This is a genomic window from Kitasatospora sp. NPDC030952 (genome assembly GCF_055571335.1).
The window spans coordinates 565,694-581,054 of the sequence record NZ_JBVIFM010000001.1; the positions used below are offsets into that span (position 1 = coordinate 565,694).

General features: G+C 72.5%; 20 protein-coding genes and 1 pseudogene. 19 read left to right on the top strand and 2 right to left on the bottom strand.

The window, feature by feature from the left end; all coding sequences use genetic code 11:
* Nucleotides 1–23: 23 nt before the first annotated feature.
* Together ACZ47G_RS02610 and ACZ47G_RS02615 are read right to left on the bottom strand one after the other, a co-directional pair.
* Nucleotides 24–578, bottom strand: a complete 555-nt coding sequence (locus ACZ47G_RS02610; protein ID WP_465739604.1) for a GNAT family N-acetyltransferase — start codon at nt 576–578, stop codon at nt 24–26.
* Complete coding sequence (locus ACZ47G_RS02615) at nt 575–1,342, bottom strand: GntR family transcriptional regulator (protein WP_465739605.1); 768 nt, start codon at nt 1,340–1,342, stop codon at nt 575–577. Before ACZ47G_RS02615 ends, ACZ47G_RS02610 begins: the two co-directional genes overlap by 4 nt.
* Before the next feature lie 474 nt (nt 1,343–1,816).
* On the opposite strand from ACZ47G_RS02615, the gene ACZ47G_RS02620 reads away from it, so the two are divergent.
* The 19 genes and pseudogenes from ACZ47G_RS02620 (at nt 1,817) to ACZ47G_RS02710 (ending at nt 15,360) form a co-directional block, all read left to right on the top strand.
* On the top strand, nt 1,817–2,083 hold the full coding sequence (locus ACZ47G_RS02620) for a hypothetical protein (protein ID WP_465739606.1): 267 nt from the start codon (nt 1,817–1,819) through the stop codon (nt 2,081–2,083).
* A complete protein-coding gene (locus tag ACZ47G_RS02625; RefSeq protein ID WP_465739607.1) occupies nt 2,083–2,475 on the top strand; it encodes a WhiB family transcriptional regulator in 393 nt (130 codons plus the stop codon). Before ACZ47G_RS02620 ends, ACZ47G_RS02625 begins: the two co-directional genes overlap by 1 nt.
* Complete coding sequence (locus ACZ47G_RS02630; RefSeq protein ID WP_465739609.1) at nt 2,472–4,076, top strand: DUF2637 domain-containing protein; 1,605 nt, start codon at nt 2,472–2,474, stop codon at nt 4,074–4,076. The genes ACZ47G_RS02625 and ACZ47G_RS02630 overlap by 4 nt, the downstream gene beginning before the upstream one ends.
* A gap of 16 nt (nt 4,077–4,092) precedes the next feature.
* Nucleotides 4,093–4,302 carry a hypothetical protein gene (locus ACZ47G_RS02635; protein ID WP_465739610.1) on the top strand — a complete coding sequence of 70 codons (210 nt, stop codon included), beginning with the start codon at nt 4,093–4,095 and terminating at the stop codon, nt 4,300–4,302.
* 15 nt (nt 4,303–4,317) lie between these two features.
* A complete protein-coding gene (locus tag ACZ47G_RS02640) occupies nt 4,318–4,455 on the top strand; it encodes a hypothetical protein (RefSeq protein ID WP_465739611.1) in 138 nt (45 codons plus the stop codon).
* Between the two features lie 52 nt (nt 4,456–4,507).
* Nucleotides 4,508–4,738 carry a hypothetical protein gene (locus ACZ47G_RS02645; RefSeq protein ID WP_465739612.1) on the top strand — a complete coding sequence of 77 codons (231 nt, stop codon included), beginning with the start codon at nt 4,508–4,510 and terminating at the stop codon, nt 4,736–4,738.
* Nucleotides 4,739–4,787: 49 nt separating this feature from the next.
* A complete protein-coding gene (locus ACZ47G_RS02650) occupies nt 4,788–5,345 on the top strand; it encodes a hypothetical protein (RefSeq protein WP_465739613.1) in 558 nt (185 codons plus the stop codon).
* A gap of 130 nt (nt 5,346–5,475) precedes the next feature.
* Nucleotides 5,476–7,353 carry a hypothetical protein gene (locus tag ACZ47G_RS02655; protein WP_465739614.1) on the top strand — a complete coding sequence of 626 codons (1,878 nt, stop codon included), beginning with the start codon at nt 5,476–5,478 and terminating at the stop codon, nt 7,351–7,353.
* 1 nt (nt 7,354) lies between these two features.
* Complete coding sequence (locus tag ACZ47G_RS02660; RefSeq protein ID WP_465739615.1) at nt 7,355–7,729, top strand: hypothetical protein; 375 nt, start codon at nt 7,355–7,357, stop codon at nt 7,727–7,729.
* A gap of 5 nt (nt 7,730–7,734) precedes the next feature.
* Complete coding sequence (locus tag ACZ47G_RS02665) at nt 7,735–10,017, top strand: hypothetical protein (RefSeq protein WP_465739616.1); 2,283 nt, start codon at nt 7,735–7,737, stop codon at nt 10,015–10,017.
* A gap of 182 nt (nt 10,018–10,199) precedes the next feature.
* Complete coding sequence (locus ACZ47G_RS02670) at nt 10,200–10,790, top strand: hypothetical protein (RefSeq protein ID WP_465739617.1); 591 nt, start codon at nt 10,200–10,202, stop codon at nt 10,788–10,790.
* A gap of 47 nt (nt 10,791–10,837) precedes the next feature.
* Nucleotides 10,838–11,290: pseudogene (locus ACZ47G_RS02675) on the top strand (DNA cytosine methyltransferase); the annotation flags it as partial.
* Nucleotides 11,291–11,366: 76 nt separating this feature from the next.
* Nucleotides 11,367–11,657 carry a hypothetical protein gene (locus tag ACZ47G_RS02680; protein ID WP_465740037.1) on the top strand — a complete coding sequence of 97 codons (291 nt, stop codon included), beginning with the start codon at nt 11,367–11,369 and terminating at the stop codon, nt 11,655–11,657.
* 23 nt (nt 11,658–11,680) lie between these two features.
* A complete protein-coding gene (locus ACZ47G_RS02685; RefSeq protein ID WP_465740038.1) occupies nt 11,681–11,851 on the top strand; it encodes a hypothetical protein in 171 nt (56 codons plus the stop codon).
* Nucleotides 11,848–12,210: a hypothetical protein gene (locus ACZ47G_RS02690; RefSeq protein WP_465739618.1), complete on the top strand. Its 363-nt coding sequence runs from the start codon at nt 11,848–11,850 to the stop codon at nt 12,208–12,210. Before ACZ47G_RS02685 ends, ACZ47G_RS02690 begins: the two co-directional genes overlap by 4 nt.
* Before the next feature lie 16 nt (nt 12,211–12,226).
* On the top strand, nt 12,227–12,496 hold the full coding sequence (locus ACZ47G_RS02695; protein WP_465739619.1) for a hypothetical protein: 270 nt from the start codon (nt 12,227–12,229) through the stop codon (nt 12,494–12,496).
* 63 nt (nt 12,497–12,559) lie between these two features.
* Nucleotides 12,560–13,492, top strand: coding sequence for a bifunctional DNA primase/polymerase (locus tag ACZ47G_RS02700; RefSeq protein WP_465739620.1), 933 nt, complete (start codon nt 12,560–12,562; stop codon nt 13,490–13,492).
* 70 nt (nt 13,493–13,562) lie between these two features.
* Nucleotides 13,563–14,900: a DUF3987 domain-containing protein gene (locus ACZ47G_RS02705; RefSeq protein WP_465739621.1), complete on the top strand. Its 1,338-nt coding sequence runs from the start codon at nt 13,563–13,565 to the stop codon at nt 14,898–14,900.
* Nucleotides 14,901–15,159: 259 nt separating this feature from the next.
* Nucleotides 15,160–15,360: a helix-turn-helix domain-containing protein gene (locus tag ACZ47G_RS02710; RefSeq protein ID WP_465739622.1), complete on the top strand. Its 201-nt coding sequence runs from the start codon at nt 15,160–15,162 to the stop codon at nt 15,358–15,360.
* Nucleotide 15,361: the final 1 nt, after the last annotated feature.

The window sequence follows — 15,361 nt, forward strand, 5'->3', positions numbered from 1 at the left end:
GGTACGCGCCAACCCTGCTCTGGCTAGGCAGTCACGCGAACGGTTCGGTCGGTGAAGCCGTGCTTTGCCGGGCCCGCGGCGCGCTGGGCAAGCCATCCCGATACGCGTGGACCGCCGTTCACGGCGCCACCCTCCCGTTCAGTTCGTACGTGGGTGAACCCGTGGTCCAGGTAGTACTGCTGCAGCCGTTCATTCGTGGTCCAGGCATCCAGCCGGAGCCAAAGGGCGCCCTCGGTGGCGGCGCGCTCGCCGGCCCAGTTCAGCAGGCGTCCGCCGATGTCGTGGCCCGCGTAGGCGCGCGACACGGTCAGCTTGTTGACGAACCGGGACGGCTCGGCGAGTTCGGCGGCAGTCCAGAGCCCCGGTTCGGCCTCCGGGGTGACCGTTATCGTTCCGGCCGTCTCCATGCCGTCACGCAGCATGAAGACGGTGCCGGCGTCGATCGTGGCCAGCAGCTTGTCGGCGGGGTAGCCGCGGCTCCATTGGTCACTTCCGAGAGTCTGGAGCCAGGATCCCGCTTCGCGCCGAAAGGCCAGCAGGTGCTCAAGGTCGGCGGGCTTGGCGGTTTCGATGATCACTTCTCGCCGTCCAGAGCAGCCAGATTGCCGATTTCGTAGTTCATGTGGTTCAGGTCCCCGCGAAGCGTCGTGATCGTGCAGCGGATCGGCTGGTCTGTGGAGTAGCCGGTGCGGCGCCAGACGAGGACTGGAACGCCGGAGCCTGTCTGGAGCAGCCGGCTCTCCTCGGGTGTGGGCATCCGGGCCGAGATGTCATCAAAGTAGCCCGCCTGCTCGACCCCGATGCCGGCCAGATACCGGGTCGTCCCCTCGTCGATGTCCCCCGGCTCGGCCAGACGCGGAGCCCTCTCGACCAACCACATCGGGTAGCTCGTGGCCTGAGTCGACCACGGCACCCCATCGACGTAGCGGTGGCAAAAGCGCAGCACCGTCGTCGCACCCTCCGAGATGCGGAGCTGCCCTGCCACCTCAGCGGTTGCTGGCTGCATCTCGACGCGGAAAGTCTGGTGCGGCCGTCGACCGGCCTGGGTCACGTCGGTGCTGTAGGCATCCCCGTTCTGGGGGAAGGTGAGGTTCTCGAAGCGTGAGGCGTTCAGGTTGAAGACCTCATGCGACCGGACCTCGTAGCCGAGTCCCTGACTGGGAGCGATGAGGCCTTCGGAGACGAGCACGTTCAGGCCTGAGCGGACAGTGTTCCGGGAGGCATCGAAGCGCTCGCAGAGGTCACGCTCGGACGGCAGGCGGGCGCCGGGCGCGAAGGCTCCAGAGCTGATCTCGTTCCGGAGAATGTCGGCCACGCGACGGTACAGCGGCTGGGTGCTCATACCTCAATCATGACGCATCCAGTCAACTGGTCCCTACATGTTGGACCAGGGGGCTTGACGATTGCGCTCCGTGAGGGCAGCATCATGTTCTGCAGCTTGTACCTACCAGTTGAGCCAGAGGTTCAATGGGTACAAGATGCATGTGCTGGGTCGCGTCTGAAAACGGGAGTGACCTGCGCAAATGAGCCCGGAGGGGTGGGGTGACAGCCCCCCAAAGGCGGCTCTTGACCTTTGAGAACTCAACAGAGTGCTTCACGACGGGGCATGCCCCCGTCCCCGCGCGGACCGGGTGACGTCCGCAGTGTTTCGAGTGTCTTTGGTCCCCGATCCGCCCGCTCGTCGGCCGGGTCGGGGGTCATGGCTGCTCGTGATGTGACGAGTGGCTGGGCCCGCATAAGGCGGGCCGCCGCGCTGTCCTTGGCCGGTTGCGCGGCGGCCCTGCGGGCTCACCCCCCGATTGGATGAGGTGAACCCATGAAACTGATTGTTGCAGGCCACGAGGCCGCGACCCCCGAGGAGTTCGCGGAACTCGCGTTCGGCACCGGTACCGACTTCGGTTTCGGTGTCGACACCGAGCTGTTCGACGGCACCGCCGACGAGTCCGCCGAGGACCGGCTAGCCCGGCTCGACGCCGCGCGGGAGATCCTGCGGGACCTGGACGGCCCCGCGGCACGGTTCGCGTCCGCGCTGATGCGCACCGCCGAGCGCCGCTGGGTGCTGACCTGGAAGGCGGCTGCCTGATGATCCGCCGCCTGTACCTCACTGGCACCCGCGCCCCGCACCGCACGGCCCTCCCGCTGGCCACCCGGCTCGCCGAGTACCGACCGGACCCGGACGGCAACCTGCCCGGGGCCGCCTGCACCGGCGCCGACCCCGACCTGTTCTACCCGGAGCCCGACGAGGACACCGAGGTCACCGAGGACGTTGCCGCGGCGGCCTGGTGGGCCGAGCGGCGCGCCAAGATGATCTGCGCCGGCTGCCCGATCCGACTGGCGTGCCTGGAGCTGGCGCTGGAACGCCACGAGAAGCACGGCATCCTCGGCGGGCTGACCGCCGCCGAGCGGGACGCGCTGCACCAGCGTCGGCTCCGGGCCGCCGCCCGTGCGCGCCGCATCGCAAGGGGTGCTGCGTGACGACGGTGACCGCCCCGACGGGCGTTTCAACCCCGGCCGCCACCGCTTCAACGGCGCGACCGGCCGCTTCAACCGCGCCGGGCGGCGGCGTGGGCTACCTGATGCTGGGGCTCACGATCCTGGCCGCGGTCGGCGGCGCGGCCTTGGCCGGTATCGGGTTCAGCGGCTCCTACAACGCCCTCAAGGAACTGGGTTTCAGGCACAGCTTCGGGGACTTCAGCTACGCGTTCCCGGTCGGTGTCGACGCCGGGATCGTGGCCCTGTACGCGATGGACCTGCACCTGATCCGCAAGGGCGCCCCGGCGCCGTGGCTGCGGTTGCTGGCCCACGGTTTCACCGCCGCCACGATCTATTTCAACGCCGCCTCCGCCGGGCCGCTGCTGAAGGATCCGACCGGCACCCTCATGCACGCGGCCATCCCGATCATGTTCGTCGCCTCGGTCGAGGCCGGGCGGCGCCTGGTCATCCGGATCACCCGGATCGAGGCCGGCCACCAGAACGACAGCGTGCCGCTGCACCGCTGGGTCCTCGCCCCGTGGCCGTCCTTCCGGATGTACCGGCGGATGCGCCTGAACGGCATCGACTCCTACGACCGGGCCGTCGAGCTGGAACGCGAACGGCTCGTCTACCGGGTGATGCTGGAGCGCGACCACGACGGGGACTGGCGCAAGGCCCCCGCCGACCAGCGCCTTCCCCTCACCATGGAGCGCTTCGGGCTGTCCGTGGACGAGGCGCTGGCCCTGCCGCAGAAGGCCGAGGAGGACGCCCGGCTGCGGGCCGAGCGCACGGCCGCGTTCGAGGCCGAGGCCGCCGTCCGGGCCGAGGCCCGGGCCGCCGAGGTCGAGATCTCCAAGCTCCGCACGGCCGGCCGAGTGGAAGCCGTCGGGTACGAGGTCGGCGCCGAGACGGCCACCGCCAAGGCCCACGCCCGCGCCCGGACCTTGGCCGCCGGCCGGGAGGCCGACGCCGCCGAGCGCCTCGACCAGGCGACGGAGGAACTGGCCGCCGCCGCGGCTGAGCAGGAGGCCGCCGACGCCCGCCTGCGTGCCGCTGAAACCGACCAGGCCGCCGCTGAAAAGGAGAGCGCCGCCGCAGAAACGCGACTTCGCGTCGCTGAAACGGAGAGCCTGGCCGCCGCCAAGGAGAACGCCGCGGCGACCGACCAGGAGGCCGCCCAGACCGCCCGCCTGCGCGCCGCTGAAACGGCCAGGCGCGCGGCTGAAATCGAGGAGGCCGCCGCTGAAACGGCCAAGCGCAAGGCTGAAGCCGAGCGCGACACGGCCGCCGCCAAGCGCGCCCAGGCCGAGCACGACGAGGCCGCGGACACGGCCCGCCAGCATGCCGCTGAAGCCCGCGCCCGTGCCGCTGAAACGGAGCTGCGCGCGGTTGAAGCTGAGGACGCGGCGAAGCTGACCCCCGCCGCCCGCGCCACCCGCCGCGTCGCCCGGATGATCCTCGCCGCCGGCGGCAACCCCGAAGCCGTCAGCCTCCAGTCCATCGCCGAGGCCCTCGACGTCTCCCTCGCCACCGCCTCCGGGCGCCGCGCCGAGGCCGCCGAACTGATCGCCTCCGGCCACACCCCCCACGCCCTCACCGCGTAGAACCGGGAGAACCGCCATGAGCACCGACCACATCCCCACCCCGGACCCGGAGTTCGCGCAGGTCCGCGTCCTGGACATCTTCCCGCTCCACGGCTTCACCTGCGCCCAGACCAGCAACGAGGACGGCTCCGTCCGCTGGTGGCACCTCTTCACCTCCACCGGGCACCTGCTCGGCTCGACCAACCGCCCCGAGCTGATCGGCTCCCTGACCCAGCACACCCGCTGATCTGGAGGTTCTTCGATGGAGTGCTACTTCTGCGGCGAGGACAAGCCGGACGTCGAGGTCTGCGCGGACCCGTTCGTGTGGGAGATCAACGACGAGGAGTGGATCATCCCGATCTGCTCCGACTGCTACCAGATCCGCTGCGACGACATCTGACCCTCACCCTCCCCGGTTCCACCCACCGATGCCCCGCAAGGAGAGCACTGTCATGCCCCTGCCCGAAACGCCCGCCGAGCCCACCCACTCCTGGCTGATCACCCTCCAGTACCCGCTCCGCGCCGGCTTCACCGTCGCGACCCGCCACGGCAGCTCCATCCTGCCGCCCGGCAGCTCCCGCGAGAGCGCCTACCTCGGCATCCGGGACTACCTGGCGCGGCGCGAGCCCGAGCTGCGCGACGCCGACGTCCTGTTCTTCTCCCTGGAGTCCTACCGGCTCTGACCTCCAACTCCCAACGTTCCCCGCCTGGTTCACGAAGAGGAGCACGACCGTGGCCGACCGTGACTCGGTCTACAACGACCCCGCCTACGACATCACCAGCGTGCCGTCCTGGAAGACGCCGCCGCTGCACGGCGCCTACGCCCCGAATGCCCGCCTGTCCGCCCGCGCCAAGGTCGGTATCGGCGCCGGCGCGGTCGTGCTGGCCGCCGCGGGGATGGTGGCCTATTCGAACTACGCGTCGGCCCAGGCCGACGCGGACGTCCGCAAGGCCCAGATCGCCCTGGACAGCTCGAAGTTGGAGCTGGAGAAGCAGAAGCAGGCCGCTGATCTCGCGAAGGCCAGCGAACAGGAGACCGCGGCCCAGAAGGCCCGCCGGGAGGCGGTGCAGGCGTGCGTCGCCAAGGCCGGAGGCGGCTACGGCGCGATCGCCGACTGCGGCAAGGTCTTCCCCGCCGTGGACGCGCCGGGGATGGTCAACACCTCCCGCACCGTCGGCTCCGACGGGGGCGACGGCGGTTCGACCCCGGGCGTCGGGCTGGTCGTCCTCGGCGTCGCCGGGACGGCCGTGGCCGCCGGCTGGATGAAGCGGAAGTTCTCCCGTCCGTAACCGATTGTGACCTCCCCCCACCCACCCCCCATCCGGAGAAGCGTCTTCCCCCACCCGCTCAGAGGGGTGGGAGGGCGCTTTCTCGCCGGGTGGGGGGTGGGTGGGAGGTCGCAGAGAGTGAGGAATCGCGATGACCACGCCCGCCACTCCCGGCGCCCCGCTTCCCCCGCCGCGCCCGGCCGACCCGCCCACCGTCGGGCCCGCCGGGGCTTCTCCGGCAGGGGCCGTGCCGGGGCCGGACACCGCCGCCGGCGCCCCGCCGAGCACCCTGGCGCAGATCCTCGCCCCCGTCCGCCCGGCCCGCCAGGGCGAGCCGCTGGGCACCACCACGGCCCTGGCCCAGACCCCCGACACCCCCGCCGACCCGGCCGGCAGGAACCCCTCCGACGGCAAGAGCGGGAACGGCGGGCCCGGTGCCGACGCCGGCCGCGAGGGGGCGCTGTCCGCGCTGGTGCGGGCGCTGGCCGAGCGGTGGCGCCGCACCGGCACCACGACCAGCATCAAGCGCCAGCACGAGGTCAAGGAGACCCGGGTCTCCGGCACCTCGGCGACCACCACCAACACCAACAAGTCCGACCGCCTCGCCAAGAACGAGCACGCCGCCCAGCACCGCTCCCAGCGCGACGCCAAGACCGCCGACCTGAACAACAAGACCAGCCAGCAGCAGCACCAGGGCCGCGACCAGCGCGACGTCAAGAAGAACGACACCACCGACGCGAAGAACCACGCCAACCGCGACCACCGCACCAAGGCCGACACCGACGCCAAGACCGCCGACACCAAGGCCGCCAAGACCGACACCTCCACCGCGTCCAAGGCCAACCGCGACACCAAGGCCTCCGACACCAAGTCCGACGCCAAGGCCGCCAAGAACGACACCTCGGCCAAGACCAGCGGCGACGACAAGAACCACCGCGACACCCCGTCCACGAAGACCAGCAGCCCGAAAGACACCACCCCGGCCAAGGCCGCCGACACCAGCGGCCCGAAGCCCGAGCCCCCGGCCGGCGGCACGGGCAAGGGCGGGAAGGCCCCGAAGGACCCCGACAGCCCGAAGGGCGGCGAGAAGCCGGACAAGCCCGCGCCGAAGCCGGCCGACCCGACGAAGCCCTCCACCGCCAAGGGCTCGGACAAGGGACTGGACACCAAGTTCGACGGCGCGAAGGCCATCGAGGACAAGGCCCGCAGCGGCAAGCCCGAGAAGTCGGGCAAGGACGCGAAGCCCACCGAGCCCGACAAGACCCCGCCTCCGGTGGCCGCGGCCACCGAGCAGGAGCCTGACGCGCCGCCGGTGACACCCGCCAAGGCCCCGGCGGCCCCGGGCACCATGACCGAGCCCGAAAGGAAGACGCCCATGCCCGCCCCGAAGACCCCTGGACCCTGCATCCCGCAGGCCCCCGGAATGGAGCCGGTCCACGGCTCCACCGCCGACCTCGCCAAGAAGCCCTCAGCGCCCGACGCCAGCCCGGCCTCGGTTCCCGAGCCGCGCCGCTCGAAGGGCCAGCAGGCCCCGCGCGCGGGGGAGAAGCCGAAGGCTGTCCCGGTGCGGGACATCGCCGTCGGGGCGGACGCCGTGGCGTTCACCGCGGGCCCCGGGGAGGGCACCCGGCACAGCATGAGCCGCGGCGAGGTGCGCACGCTGCGCCAGTTCGAACTCGGCCTGATGGTGAAGCAGCAGACGCTGACCCGGATCGCCGAGGACAGCAAGACCGCCCGCGAGCACGCCGCCGAGTACGCCAAGCGCGCCCAGCAGCTCGCCGAGGACGCCAAGGACGTCAAGGGCGGTATCGCCCTGATCAACAAGCTGCGCCGGCTCGCCGAACGCACCGCCCTGCTGGACAGCAGCGCCCGGGAGACCGAGCAGCAGGCCACCCGCGGCGTCGAGGCCGTCACCGTGCTGGCCGCCAACGCCCATACCCGCCACGGCCGCATCTACCAGGCCGTGGTCGACAGCCCGCTCACCACCCCCGCCGAGAGCCTGTTCTACCGGGCCCACCAGGGAGGCTGACATGGCAACCGACCTCACCTACCGCGAACTCGTCCGCCAGGTCCGGGCGCTGGCCCGAGAGGTACGGCGGGACACCGCCGCGTTCCAGGCCCTGGCCACCGCCCAGAAGGAGGAGGCCCAGCAGACGGGCCGGATCGCCGAGCAGATCGCCGCCCTCAAGGTCGACGCCGCCACGGTCGCCGAGACCCGCGAGGTCGCCCGGATCATGGAGGGCCTGTCCGAGGCCGCGATCGCGTACGCGTACTCGGCCGAGACGGCCGGGCGTGACGCCGCAGCCGCCGAGCAGCAGGCCAACACCGACCACGACGGCATCCAGCAGGCCGTCGACTCCTCCCGCGTCCCCATGGCCGACCGCACGTGGTACACCCAGGAGTAGCCGAGATGACCACCCCTCACACCGCCCACGCCACCGAAGCCCCCAACCCCGCCGTCGAGAAGCGCTTCGCCGTCGCCCAGGTCGCCGCCCCGCTGCTGGCCGCCGGCGTGACGCCGTTCCTCGACCCGCAGGCCGCCGGATGCGTCGCCACGTTCCTCGCCGCCCCGGTGCTGGTCGCCGGCGCGAACGCCGCCGGGCTGTTGTCGGAGCGGCTGCTGGACGACGTCCCCGGCGGCGACGTCCTGCGCGCCCACCGCCGCCCGTTCGCCCTGTCCGCCGTCGCCACCGCGACCGCCGCGGCGACCGCCACCGTGCAGGGCCTGCCCGGCATCGACGCCCTGCTCGCCGGCTGGATGACCATGCCCTCCCTCGCCGGCCTGGTCTCCACCGCCTGGTGGGGCACCGTCGGCCTGGTCGCGTTCTCCCTGCGCCGCGTCCTGGCCTCCAGCAAGCCCAAGACCCGGGCCGCCGCCCCGGCCACACCGGGCGAACCCGAGCTGCCGCCCGCAGTCAAGAAGGTGCTCCAGCTCTGGCTCGCCCACATCTCCGGCGAGTACGGCGCCCACCCGGGACAGCACCTCACCCTCACCGGCCACGGCCCCCAGGAGTGGGAGGGCGTCATCGAGGCCGACCCCGGCCGCCCGGTCACCGTCACCCCCGGCGCCGTCTCCGGTGTCTACCGCCTCCCCGCCGCCTGGATCGCCATCACCGACGGCCCCCACGACAGCGCCCGCCGCATCCACGTGCGCCTGGTCGAACCCGCCGAGCAGGACGGCCCCCAGTACTCCGCCCTGGAAGCCCTCTGGCTCCAGCGGGTCGCCCGCAAGGGCGGCTGCATGCCCGGCACTCACCTCGAAGGCATCACCCCCGACCCCGCCACCGGCGGCGTCGCGGCGTGGATCATGGCCGACGAGGACACCGACGCCCTCACCGTCCCCGACCTCTACACGATCGCCGGGGCCCTGCGCACCACCCCGCTGCTGGTCTCCGTCGAGCGCACCGGTAACCCCCGCAAGGCGATCTTCCGCATGATGGACCGCTCCCCGCTGGAAGAGGGCCGCCCGCTGCCCGCCGCCGAGACCCTCGCCGCGAACAAGAACGGGTTCGTGCAGCTCGGCACCGGGGTGAGCGGCAAGCCCGCCCGGGTCCAGCTCTACGACCCCGAAGGCGGCGCCCGCCACGTCCTGGTAGCCGGCGTCACCGGCTCCGGCAAGGGCGGTGTCCTCCAGCTCCTGAGCCTGAGCTACCACGTCAACGGGGCCGCGATCATCTACGCCGACCCCAAGGGCTCCTCCAACCCCGACGTCGAGGACATGGCCGCCTACGCCGGCTGCGGGCTGGACGGGGCGATCGGCGCCCTGCGCGTGGCCTACGCCCTCCTGTGCCACCGGATCGCCGAGAGCCGGGATCTGCGGGCCAAGAACTTCGAGCCCACCCCGGAGCGGCCCTACGTCGTGACCATCCTCGACGAGATGTCCCAGGCGCTCGGCGACAAGAGCCCGCACCGTGCGGAGGCCGCGTTCATCGTCCTGGCTCTTGCCTCGCTGGGCCGCTCCATGGGCATGCCCCTGGTGCTGTGCGGGCAGATCATGAACCTCGACCAGATGGGCTCCAGCACCGCCATCAGGGACAACGTCTTCTACGGCGGAGCCCTGATCCTCCTGCGCTCCGACAGCGCCCAGGCCGGCCGCGTCGACCTGCCCCGCGCGTTCGACGGCATCGACCCCTCCCAGATCCCCGCCTACTGGAAGGGCGACGACGAGAACCTCATCTACGACCCGTCGGTCCCCGAGGACGACCCCCGCCGCACCTTCGGCGTCGGCTACGTCGTCGGCCCCGACGAGCGCGCCGAGATGATGCGCGCCTGGATCCTCGAATCCGCCGCTGGCCACTGGAACCCGGCCAACGTCGCTACCCCGGCCGACTTCCCCGACTGGGCCGACCGCGACGCGATCGCCGCCACCCCCGTCGGCCCCGCCGCCGAGCAGGGCGGCGACGGCGGCGAGCAGGGGTGGATGCCCGCCTCCGCCGCGCCGTCCCTGGTCAAGGAGCCCACCGCCGAGGAGAAGATCCGCGCCGTCCTCGGCGAGCGCCGCGACCCCATGAACCTCGAAGTCGGCTACCTCCACCTCGACCAGATCACCGACATGACCGGCGTCGCCCGCAAGACCGTCGAGAACACCCTCAGCCGACTCACCAAGAAGGGCGACGTCGTCCGCAAGCCCGGCTCCTCCGGCGAGTACGGCCTCCCCATCCCCGACTCTGAGCAGCCCGACCAGGCAGCCTGACGCCCTGTCCGACCGGCCGTGCCATCCGGGCCCCGCCGCACCACGCGGCGGCGGCTCCGGATGGCGCGGGGGACGGGCAGACCGCTCCCGAACAGCACGAAGCCCCACGACAACCGTCATTTCTTGGCAGAGAACCGGTTGCCGCGGGGCCGTGCATCCCCTTCATAGAGATGGGACCAAGCATGCCCGAGTTCGACCTCTTCACGCTCGCCGTCGTGTACGACGACTACGACGAGCGGTACGCCTCCAACGGCTACTCCCGCTACGGCACCTACCTCGACTCCCACGTCGTCAAGGCCCACTCCGACGGCCTCCTGGAGACGGCGGCGGAGTTCGCCGCCTTCGCCTGGACCATCGCCACCGCCCCGACGATGGCGCCCGGCTACGTGCGCGTCCACCCCGACCTGCACCGCATCACCGTCGTCTTCGCCACCGGCGACACCGACAACGTGGCCCTGCGCATCGAAGTGCCCCTGCGGCACGCTGCCCTCGCCCACCGGCCGGACCGGCGCCTGGGCGACTGGCAGCCCGACCCGTGGGGCGCCGACCGCGGCCCGTTCCGGCGCCTCATCGAGCCCGACGCCGACACGGCCCTGTTCCTGACCACCGCCACCCTGCTCCTGCCCGTCCCGGACCACCTGCTGATCGAGCCCGGCTCCGCCGAACCCGGCCCGGTCATGACGATCGAGGCCAAGGCCGTGGTCAAGGAACTCACCGTCTGGGCCAACGCCCAGGCCCACCTGGTCAACGACCTGATCGGAACGGCGTCGTGAGCGGGCCGCGCATCGGGTCTCTGTGCAGCGGCTACGGCGGTCTCGACATGGCCGTCCAAGCGGTGCTGGGCGGGGAGTTGGCGTGGGTGGCCGACCCCGACCCCGGCGCGTCCGCGATCCTCACCCACCACCACCCGCTCACGTCGAACCTCGGCGACATCACGGCCGTGGACTGGGCGGCGGTGGAGCCGGTGGACGTGCTGACCGCCGGTTTCCCCTGCCAGTCCGTCAGCCTGGCCGGCAAGGGTGCCGGGATCGTTCCCGGCGCCGCCTCCGGCCTGTGGGTCGAGGTCGCCCGCGCCGTCCGTGAACTCCGGCCCTCCCTGGTGGTGATCGAGAATGTCCAAGGCCTCCTCTCGCGGAAAGCCGACCGCGGTAACGCTGGAGTGGGATCCGGATCGCAGGATCTGGACCCGGCTACCGGACGGCCCCTCGCTCTTCGCGCTCTCGGCGCCGTTCTGGGAGACCTGGCCGGCCTCGGGTTCGATGCGGAATGGACGAGCGTGCGAGCGTCCGACGTCGGCGCCGCCCACCAGCGCACCCGCGTCTTCCTCCTCGCCTGGCCCGGCGAGCGAGGTGGAGTTGCTGCCGACCCCGACCGTGTCGGAGGCCACCGGGACCGGGCACACCGGCCGGGGCGGGATGAACCTGCGGCACACGATCTCCCTGCTGCCGACCCCGACCGCCGCCGACGGCGACCGCACCAGCGCCACGTTCACCCGGGGCAACCCGACCCTGACCGGCGCCGTGGCACCGACGACCGGAACGACAGCACGGACTGGGGCCCGTACGGCCCGGCCGTCCACCGGTGGGAGGCGGTCCTCGGCCGCCCCGCACCCCGGCCAACAGACGATTCCGGGCGCCTGAACCCGGTCTTCGTCGAGTGGCTGATGGGCGTGCCGACCGGGCACGTCACCGCCGTCCCCGGCCTGTCCCGCACCGCCCAACTCCGGGCACTCGGAAACGGCGTCCTGCCCGACCAGGCCGCCGCCGCCCTCCGCGTCCTGCTGGAGCGTGCCGTCGCCGGCGGGGCCGGGGCCGGGTTGGGGGTGGCCGCATGACCCCCCGGGTCCCGCCGCTCGGCGACCGGCAGGGCCTGTGGGCGGCCGTCATCGCCGCCGCCGCAGGTCGCTGCCAGTGCCGCGGCACCTGCGGCACCAACCACGCCAAGGACGGCGGACGCTGCAAGACCGTCCACGGCGGCTACGGCCCCCGACACGGCACCGGCGCCGTCCGCCTGCTCGCCGCCCCCGCCGAACCCGCCGACCTGCTGCTGCCCGCGCACAAGGCCGCCGCCCTGCCCAAGCGGGCGCTGGCCGCGTGGTGCCCGGCCTGCCACGACGCCACCCGCAAGCGTGCCGCCAACGCCCGCCAGGCGAGCGCCCCGGCCGCCGAGCCGGACTCCCTCTTCGACCTCTGACCTTCGGGAGGCTCCCGTGCCCATCAAGCCCGTGACCTGCCACGTCGCCGAGTGCGACGTCTGCGGCACCGCCTACGGCTCCGACAGTGCGGACGAGTGCGTCGTCCACTCCACCACCCGCCAGGCCGCCGTCGAACTCGTCCACGCCGACCCCGCGTGGCTGGTCACCACCGACGGCCACGTGATCTGCCTGCTCGGCGACCCCGCCCACCAGGCCGCCCTCGACGCGCTGATGCCGCCCGCCCCGGCCGCCGTCTGCGACGGCCAGATCTCCCTCGACCTCTGACCCCTCGCGGGCCAGGGCCCGCGCTCTCGGGTCCTGGCCCGCCCTGCCCGAGAGGACCACCTCATGACCGATCGGCTCGCCGCCGCCCTGGCCGCCGCCCGTCGTGGCTGGCACGTCTTCCCGCTCGCCCCGAACGCCAAGCACCCCGCCCTGCACAGCGAGGAGCGTTGCCCGCGCACGGGCCCGTGCACCCCCGGCCACCTCGGCTGGGAGCGCCGGGCCACCACCGACCCCGACGTCATCCGCCGGGCCTGGACCCACGGCCCCTACAACGTCGGCGTGGCCTGCGGCCCCTCCAACCTGGTCGTGGTCGACCTCGACACCCCCAAGCACCCCGGTGACCTCCCGCCCGCACGGTGGGCCGGACAGGGCATCACCGACGGGCACGACACCTTCGCCGCGCTGTGCGAGAAGTACGACGCCTACGGCCACTACGACACGTTCACCGTGCGCACCGGCCGCGGCGGCACCCACATCTACTTCACCGCCCCGCCCGGGACCGTCCTGCGAAACACCTGCGGGGAGAAGGGCCAGGGCCTGGGCTGGAAGGTCGACACCCGCGCCCACGGCGGCTACGTCGTCGCCGCCGGCAGCACCGTCGCCGGACACCCCTACACGCTCGCCCTCGACGTGCCGCCGATGCCCCTGCCCGCCTGGCTCGCCACCCTGCTGACCCCCAAGGCGCCGCCCGTCGCCAAGCTGGACACCGCCGCGGTGCGGGCGCGGATCGGTCGTCTTCAGGCCTACGTGCAGGCCGCCGTACGCGGCGAGACCGAGAAGGTCGCGGGCGCCGGAGAGGGCGTCAGGAACCACACCCTGTTCGCCTCCAGTGCCGCGCTCGGCCGCCTGGTCGCCGCCGGAACCCTCCCGGAGCACGACGCCACGGACGCCCTGCTCTCGGCCGGACAGAGCGCCGGGCTGGGCGAGGCGGAGTGCCGCCGCACCATCGCCAAGGGCCTGGCCCGGGGCGCCGGCGGCGTCGGGCGGGCCGCGTGAGCAACCGTCACCCCTCGCCCCCCAAGGAGAAGCGCTTCTCCGGCGGGGACCGGAACAGGCAGGAGGCCGAGTGACCGCCCCCGACCTCCTGCCCGCCGAACCCCGCCAGGCGACGGCCAAGAACCCGTTCTACGACGACGTTCAGGGCCTGGAGCGCCCCACCCGCCCCGGGCCGGTCCCGGACATGGCCGTCTTCCAGGGCCTGGCCGGGCACACCGTTCGGGAACTGGACCCGACCACGGAAGCCGACCCGGTCGGCGTGCTGGTCAACCTGCTCTCCGGCGCCGGGGCCCTGCTCGGCCCCAGCGGCGCGGGCAGAGCCGACTCCTGCCCGCACCTGCGCATCGGCAACGACCGCCACCCCGCCCTGATCTGGGGCCTGACGATCGGCGCGACCGCCGCCGGCCGCAAAGGCGCCGCCACCAACACCGCCCGCCTCATCCTGTCCGCCGCCGCCCCCGGCTTCGCCAAGGACAACTGCCTCTCCGGCCTGTCCTCCGGCGAAGGCCTGATCGAAGCCGTGCGCGACGGCGACCCGACCAAGAAGGACGACCCCGGCCACATCGACAAGCGCCGCTGGATCGTGGAGTCCGAGTACGGCATCACCATGGCCCGCGCCCGCCGCGAGGGCTCCTCCCTCGGCGGCGTCCTGCGCCAGGCCTGGAACGGCGAAGACCTCGGCGTCATGAACCGCGAAGCGCTCAAGGCCACCGGCCCGCACATCGCGATCATCGGCCACATCAGCCCCCGCGAACTGCGCGCCAAGATGCAGGACTCCGAGATGGCCGGCGGCACCTACAACCGCTACCTGCCGGTCTTCGTCCACCGCAACCGCATCCTCGCCGAGTCCCGCGGCGCCGACCCGGAGCTTGTGGACAGCCTCGCCGCCTCCTGGCGCGCCGCCCTCGCCGACGCCAGCCAGGCCGGAGAGGTCACCCTCGCCGAACCCGCCCGCAAGCTCTGGCGGGACGACATCTACCCGGCATTGTGCGGGGACGAGGACGGAGACGGACCCCTCGCCGAGTTCACCGCCCGCGCCGCCCCCTACACCCTGCGCCTGGCCATGGTCTACGCCCTCCTCGACCGCCGCCGCCAGATCGAGGAAGACCACCTGCGAGCCGCCCACGCCCTCGTCAACTACTCCCGGGCCTCCGCCGCCCACGTCCTCGGCCTGGCCGCGGACACCACCGGCGACCCCAAGCTCGACAAGCTCGCCGCCGCCGTCCGCGCCGTCGGCCCCCGCGGCCTGACCGGAGACGAGGTCTACCGCCTCTTCAAGAAGTCCAGCAAGGACGAACGAGACCGCCTGGTCGCCGCCCTCCTCCAGATCGACGGCTACGGCAGCGCCCAGGTCCCCGGATCCGGCCGCCACGCCACCGTCCTGCTCTACGCCCCACCCACCACCTGAGGGGTGGAAAGGGTGGAAAGGGGTGCTAAGCCCTCCCACCTGCGAAAACGCCAGGAGCGGAGGGGGTGGAAAGGGGGGTGGAAAGGGGGTGGAAAGGTCCCGCCCCCGACCCACCCTCCCGGGACGCCCGACCCTTTCCACCCCCCTTTCCACCCCCTTCCCACCCCCACCCCTCACCGCAAAAGCCCAGGTCACCGGGCTTAGCACCCCTTTCCACCCTTTCCACCCCCGCGTCGGAGCTCGAACCGGAGGCCCGAACATGTCCATCGCCATGACCGCTCAGCCGCTCCTCCTGAAGCCGGAGGAGGCCGCCAAGGTGCTGAACATTGGACGCTCGAAGCTCTACCAGCTGCTCGCCGAAGGCGAGTTGGGATCACTCCGGATCGGACGGTCCCGTCGGATCCGGCCGATCGACATCGCAACGTACATCGAACGCAAGGCCACCGAGACCACCAACTGAC

What these genes read in the sequence shown, in the direction of transcription:
- ACZ47G_RS02660 (WP_465739615.1), top strand. Translation starts at nt 7,355, where the DNA reads ATGGCAACCGACCTCACCTACCGCGAACTCGTCCGCCAGGTCCGGGCG.
- ACZ47G_RS02635 (WP_465739610.1), top strand. Translation starts at nt 4,093, where the DNA reads ATGAGCACCGACCACATCCCCACCCCGGACCCGGAGTTCGCGCAGGTC.
- ACZ47G_RS02620 (WP_465739606.1), top strand. Translation starts at nt 1,817, where the DNA reads ATGAAACTGATTGTTGCAGGCCACGAGGCCGCGACCCCCGAGGAGTTC.
- ACZ47G_RS02710 (WP_465739622.1), top strand. Translation starts at nt 15,160, where the DNA reads ATGTCCATCGCCATGACCGCTCAGCCGCTCCTCCTGAAGCCGGAGGAG.
- ACZ47G_RS02700 (WP_465739620.1), top strand. Translation starts at nt 12,560, where the DNA reads ATGACCGATCGGCTCGCCGCCGCCCTGGCCGCCGCCCGTCGTGGCTGG.
- ACZ47G_RS02645 (WP_465739612.1), top strand. Translation starts at nt 4,508, where the DNA reads ATGCCCCTGCCCGAAACGCCCGCCGAGCCCACCCACTCCTGGCTGATC.
- ACZ47G_RS02625 (WP_465739607.1), top strand. Translation starts at nt 2,083, where the DNA reads ATGATCCGCCGCCTGTACCTCACTGGCACCCGCGCCCCGCACCGCACG.
- ACZ47G_RS02665 (WP_465739616.1), top strand. Translation starts at nt 7,735, where the DNA reads ATGACCACCCCTCACACCGCCCACGCCACCGAAGCCCCCAACCCCGCC.
- ACZ47G_RS02615 (WP_465739605.1), bottom strand. Translation starts at nt 1,342, where the DNA reads ATGAGCACCCAGCCGCTGTACCGTCGCGTGGCCGACATTCTCCGGAAC.
- ACZ47G_RS02655 (WP_465739614.1), top strand. Translation starts at nt 5,476, where the DNA reads ATGACCACGCCCGCCACTCCCGGCGCCCCGCTTCCCCCGCCGCGCCCG.
- ACZ47G_RS02670 (WP_465739617.1), top strand. Translation starts at nt 10,200, where the DNA reads ATGCCCGAGTTCGACCTCTTCACGCTCGCCGTCGTGTACGACGACTAC.
- ACZ47G_RS02690 (WP_465739618.1), top strand. Translation starts at nt 11,848, where the DNA reads ATGACCCCCCGGGTCCCGCCGCTCGGCGACCGGCAGGGCCTGTGGGCG.
- ACZ47G_RS02640 (WP_465739611.1), top strand. Translation starts at nt 4,318, where the DNA reads ATGGAGTGCTACTTCTGCGGCGAGGACAAGCCGGACGTCGAGGTCTGC.
- ACZ47G_RS02685 (WP_465740038.1), top strand. Translation starts at nt 11,681, where the DNA reads ATGGGCGTGCCGACCGGGCACGTCACCGCCGTCCCCGGCCTGTCCCGC.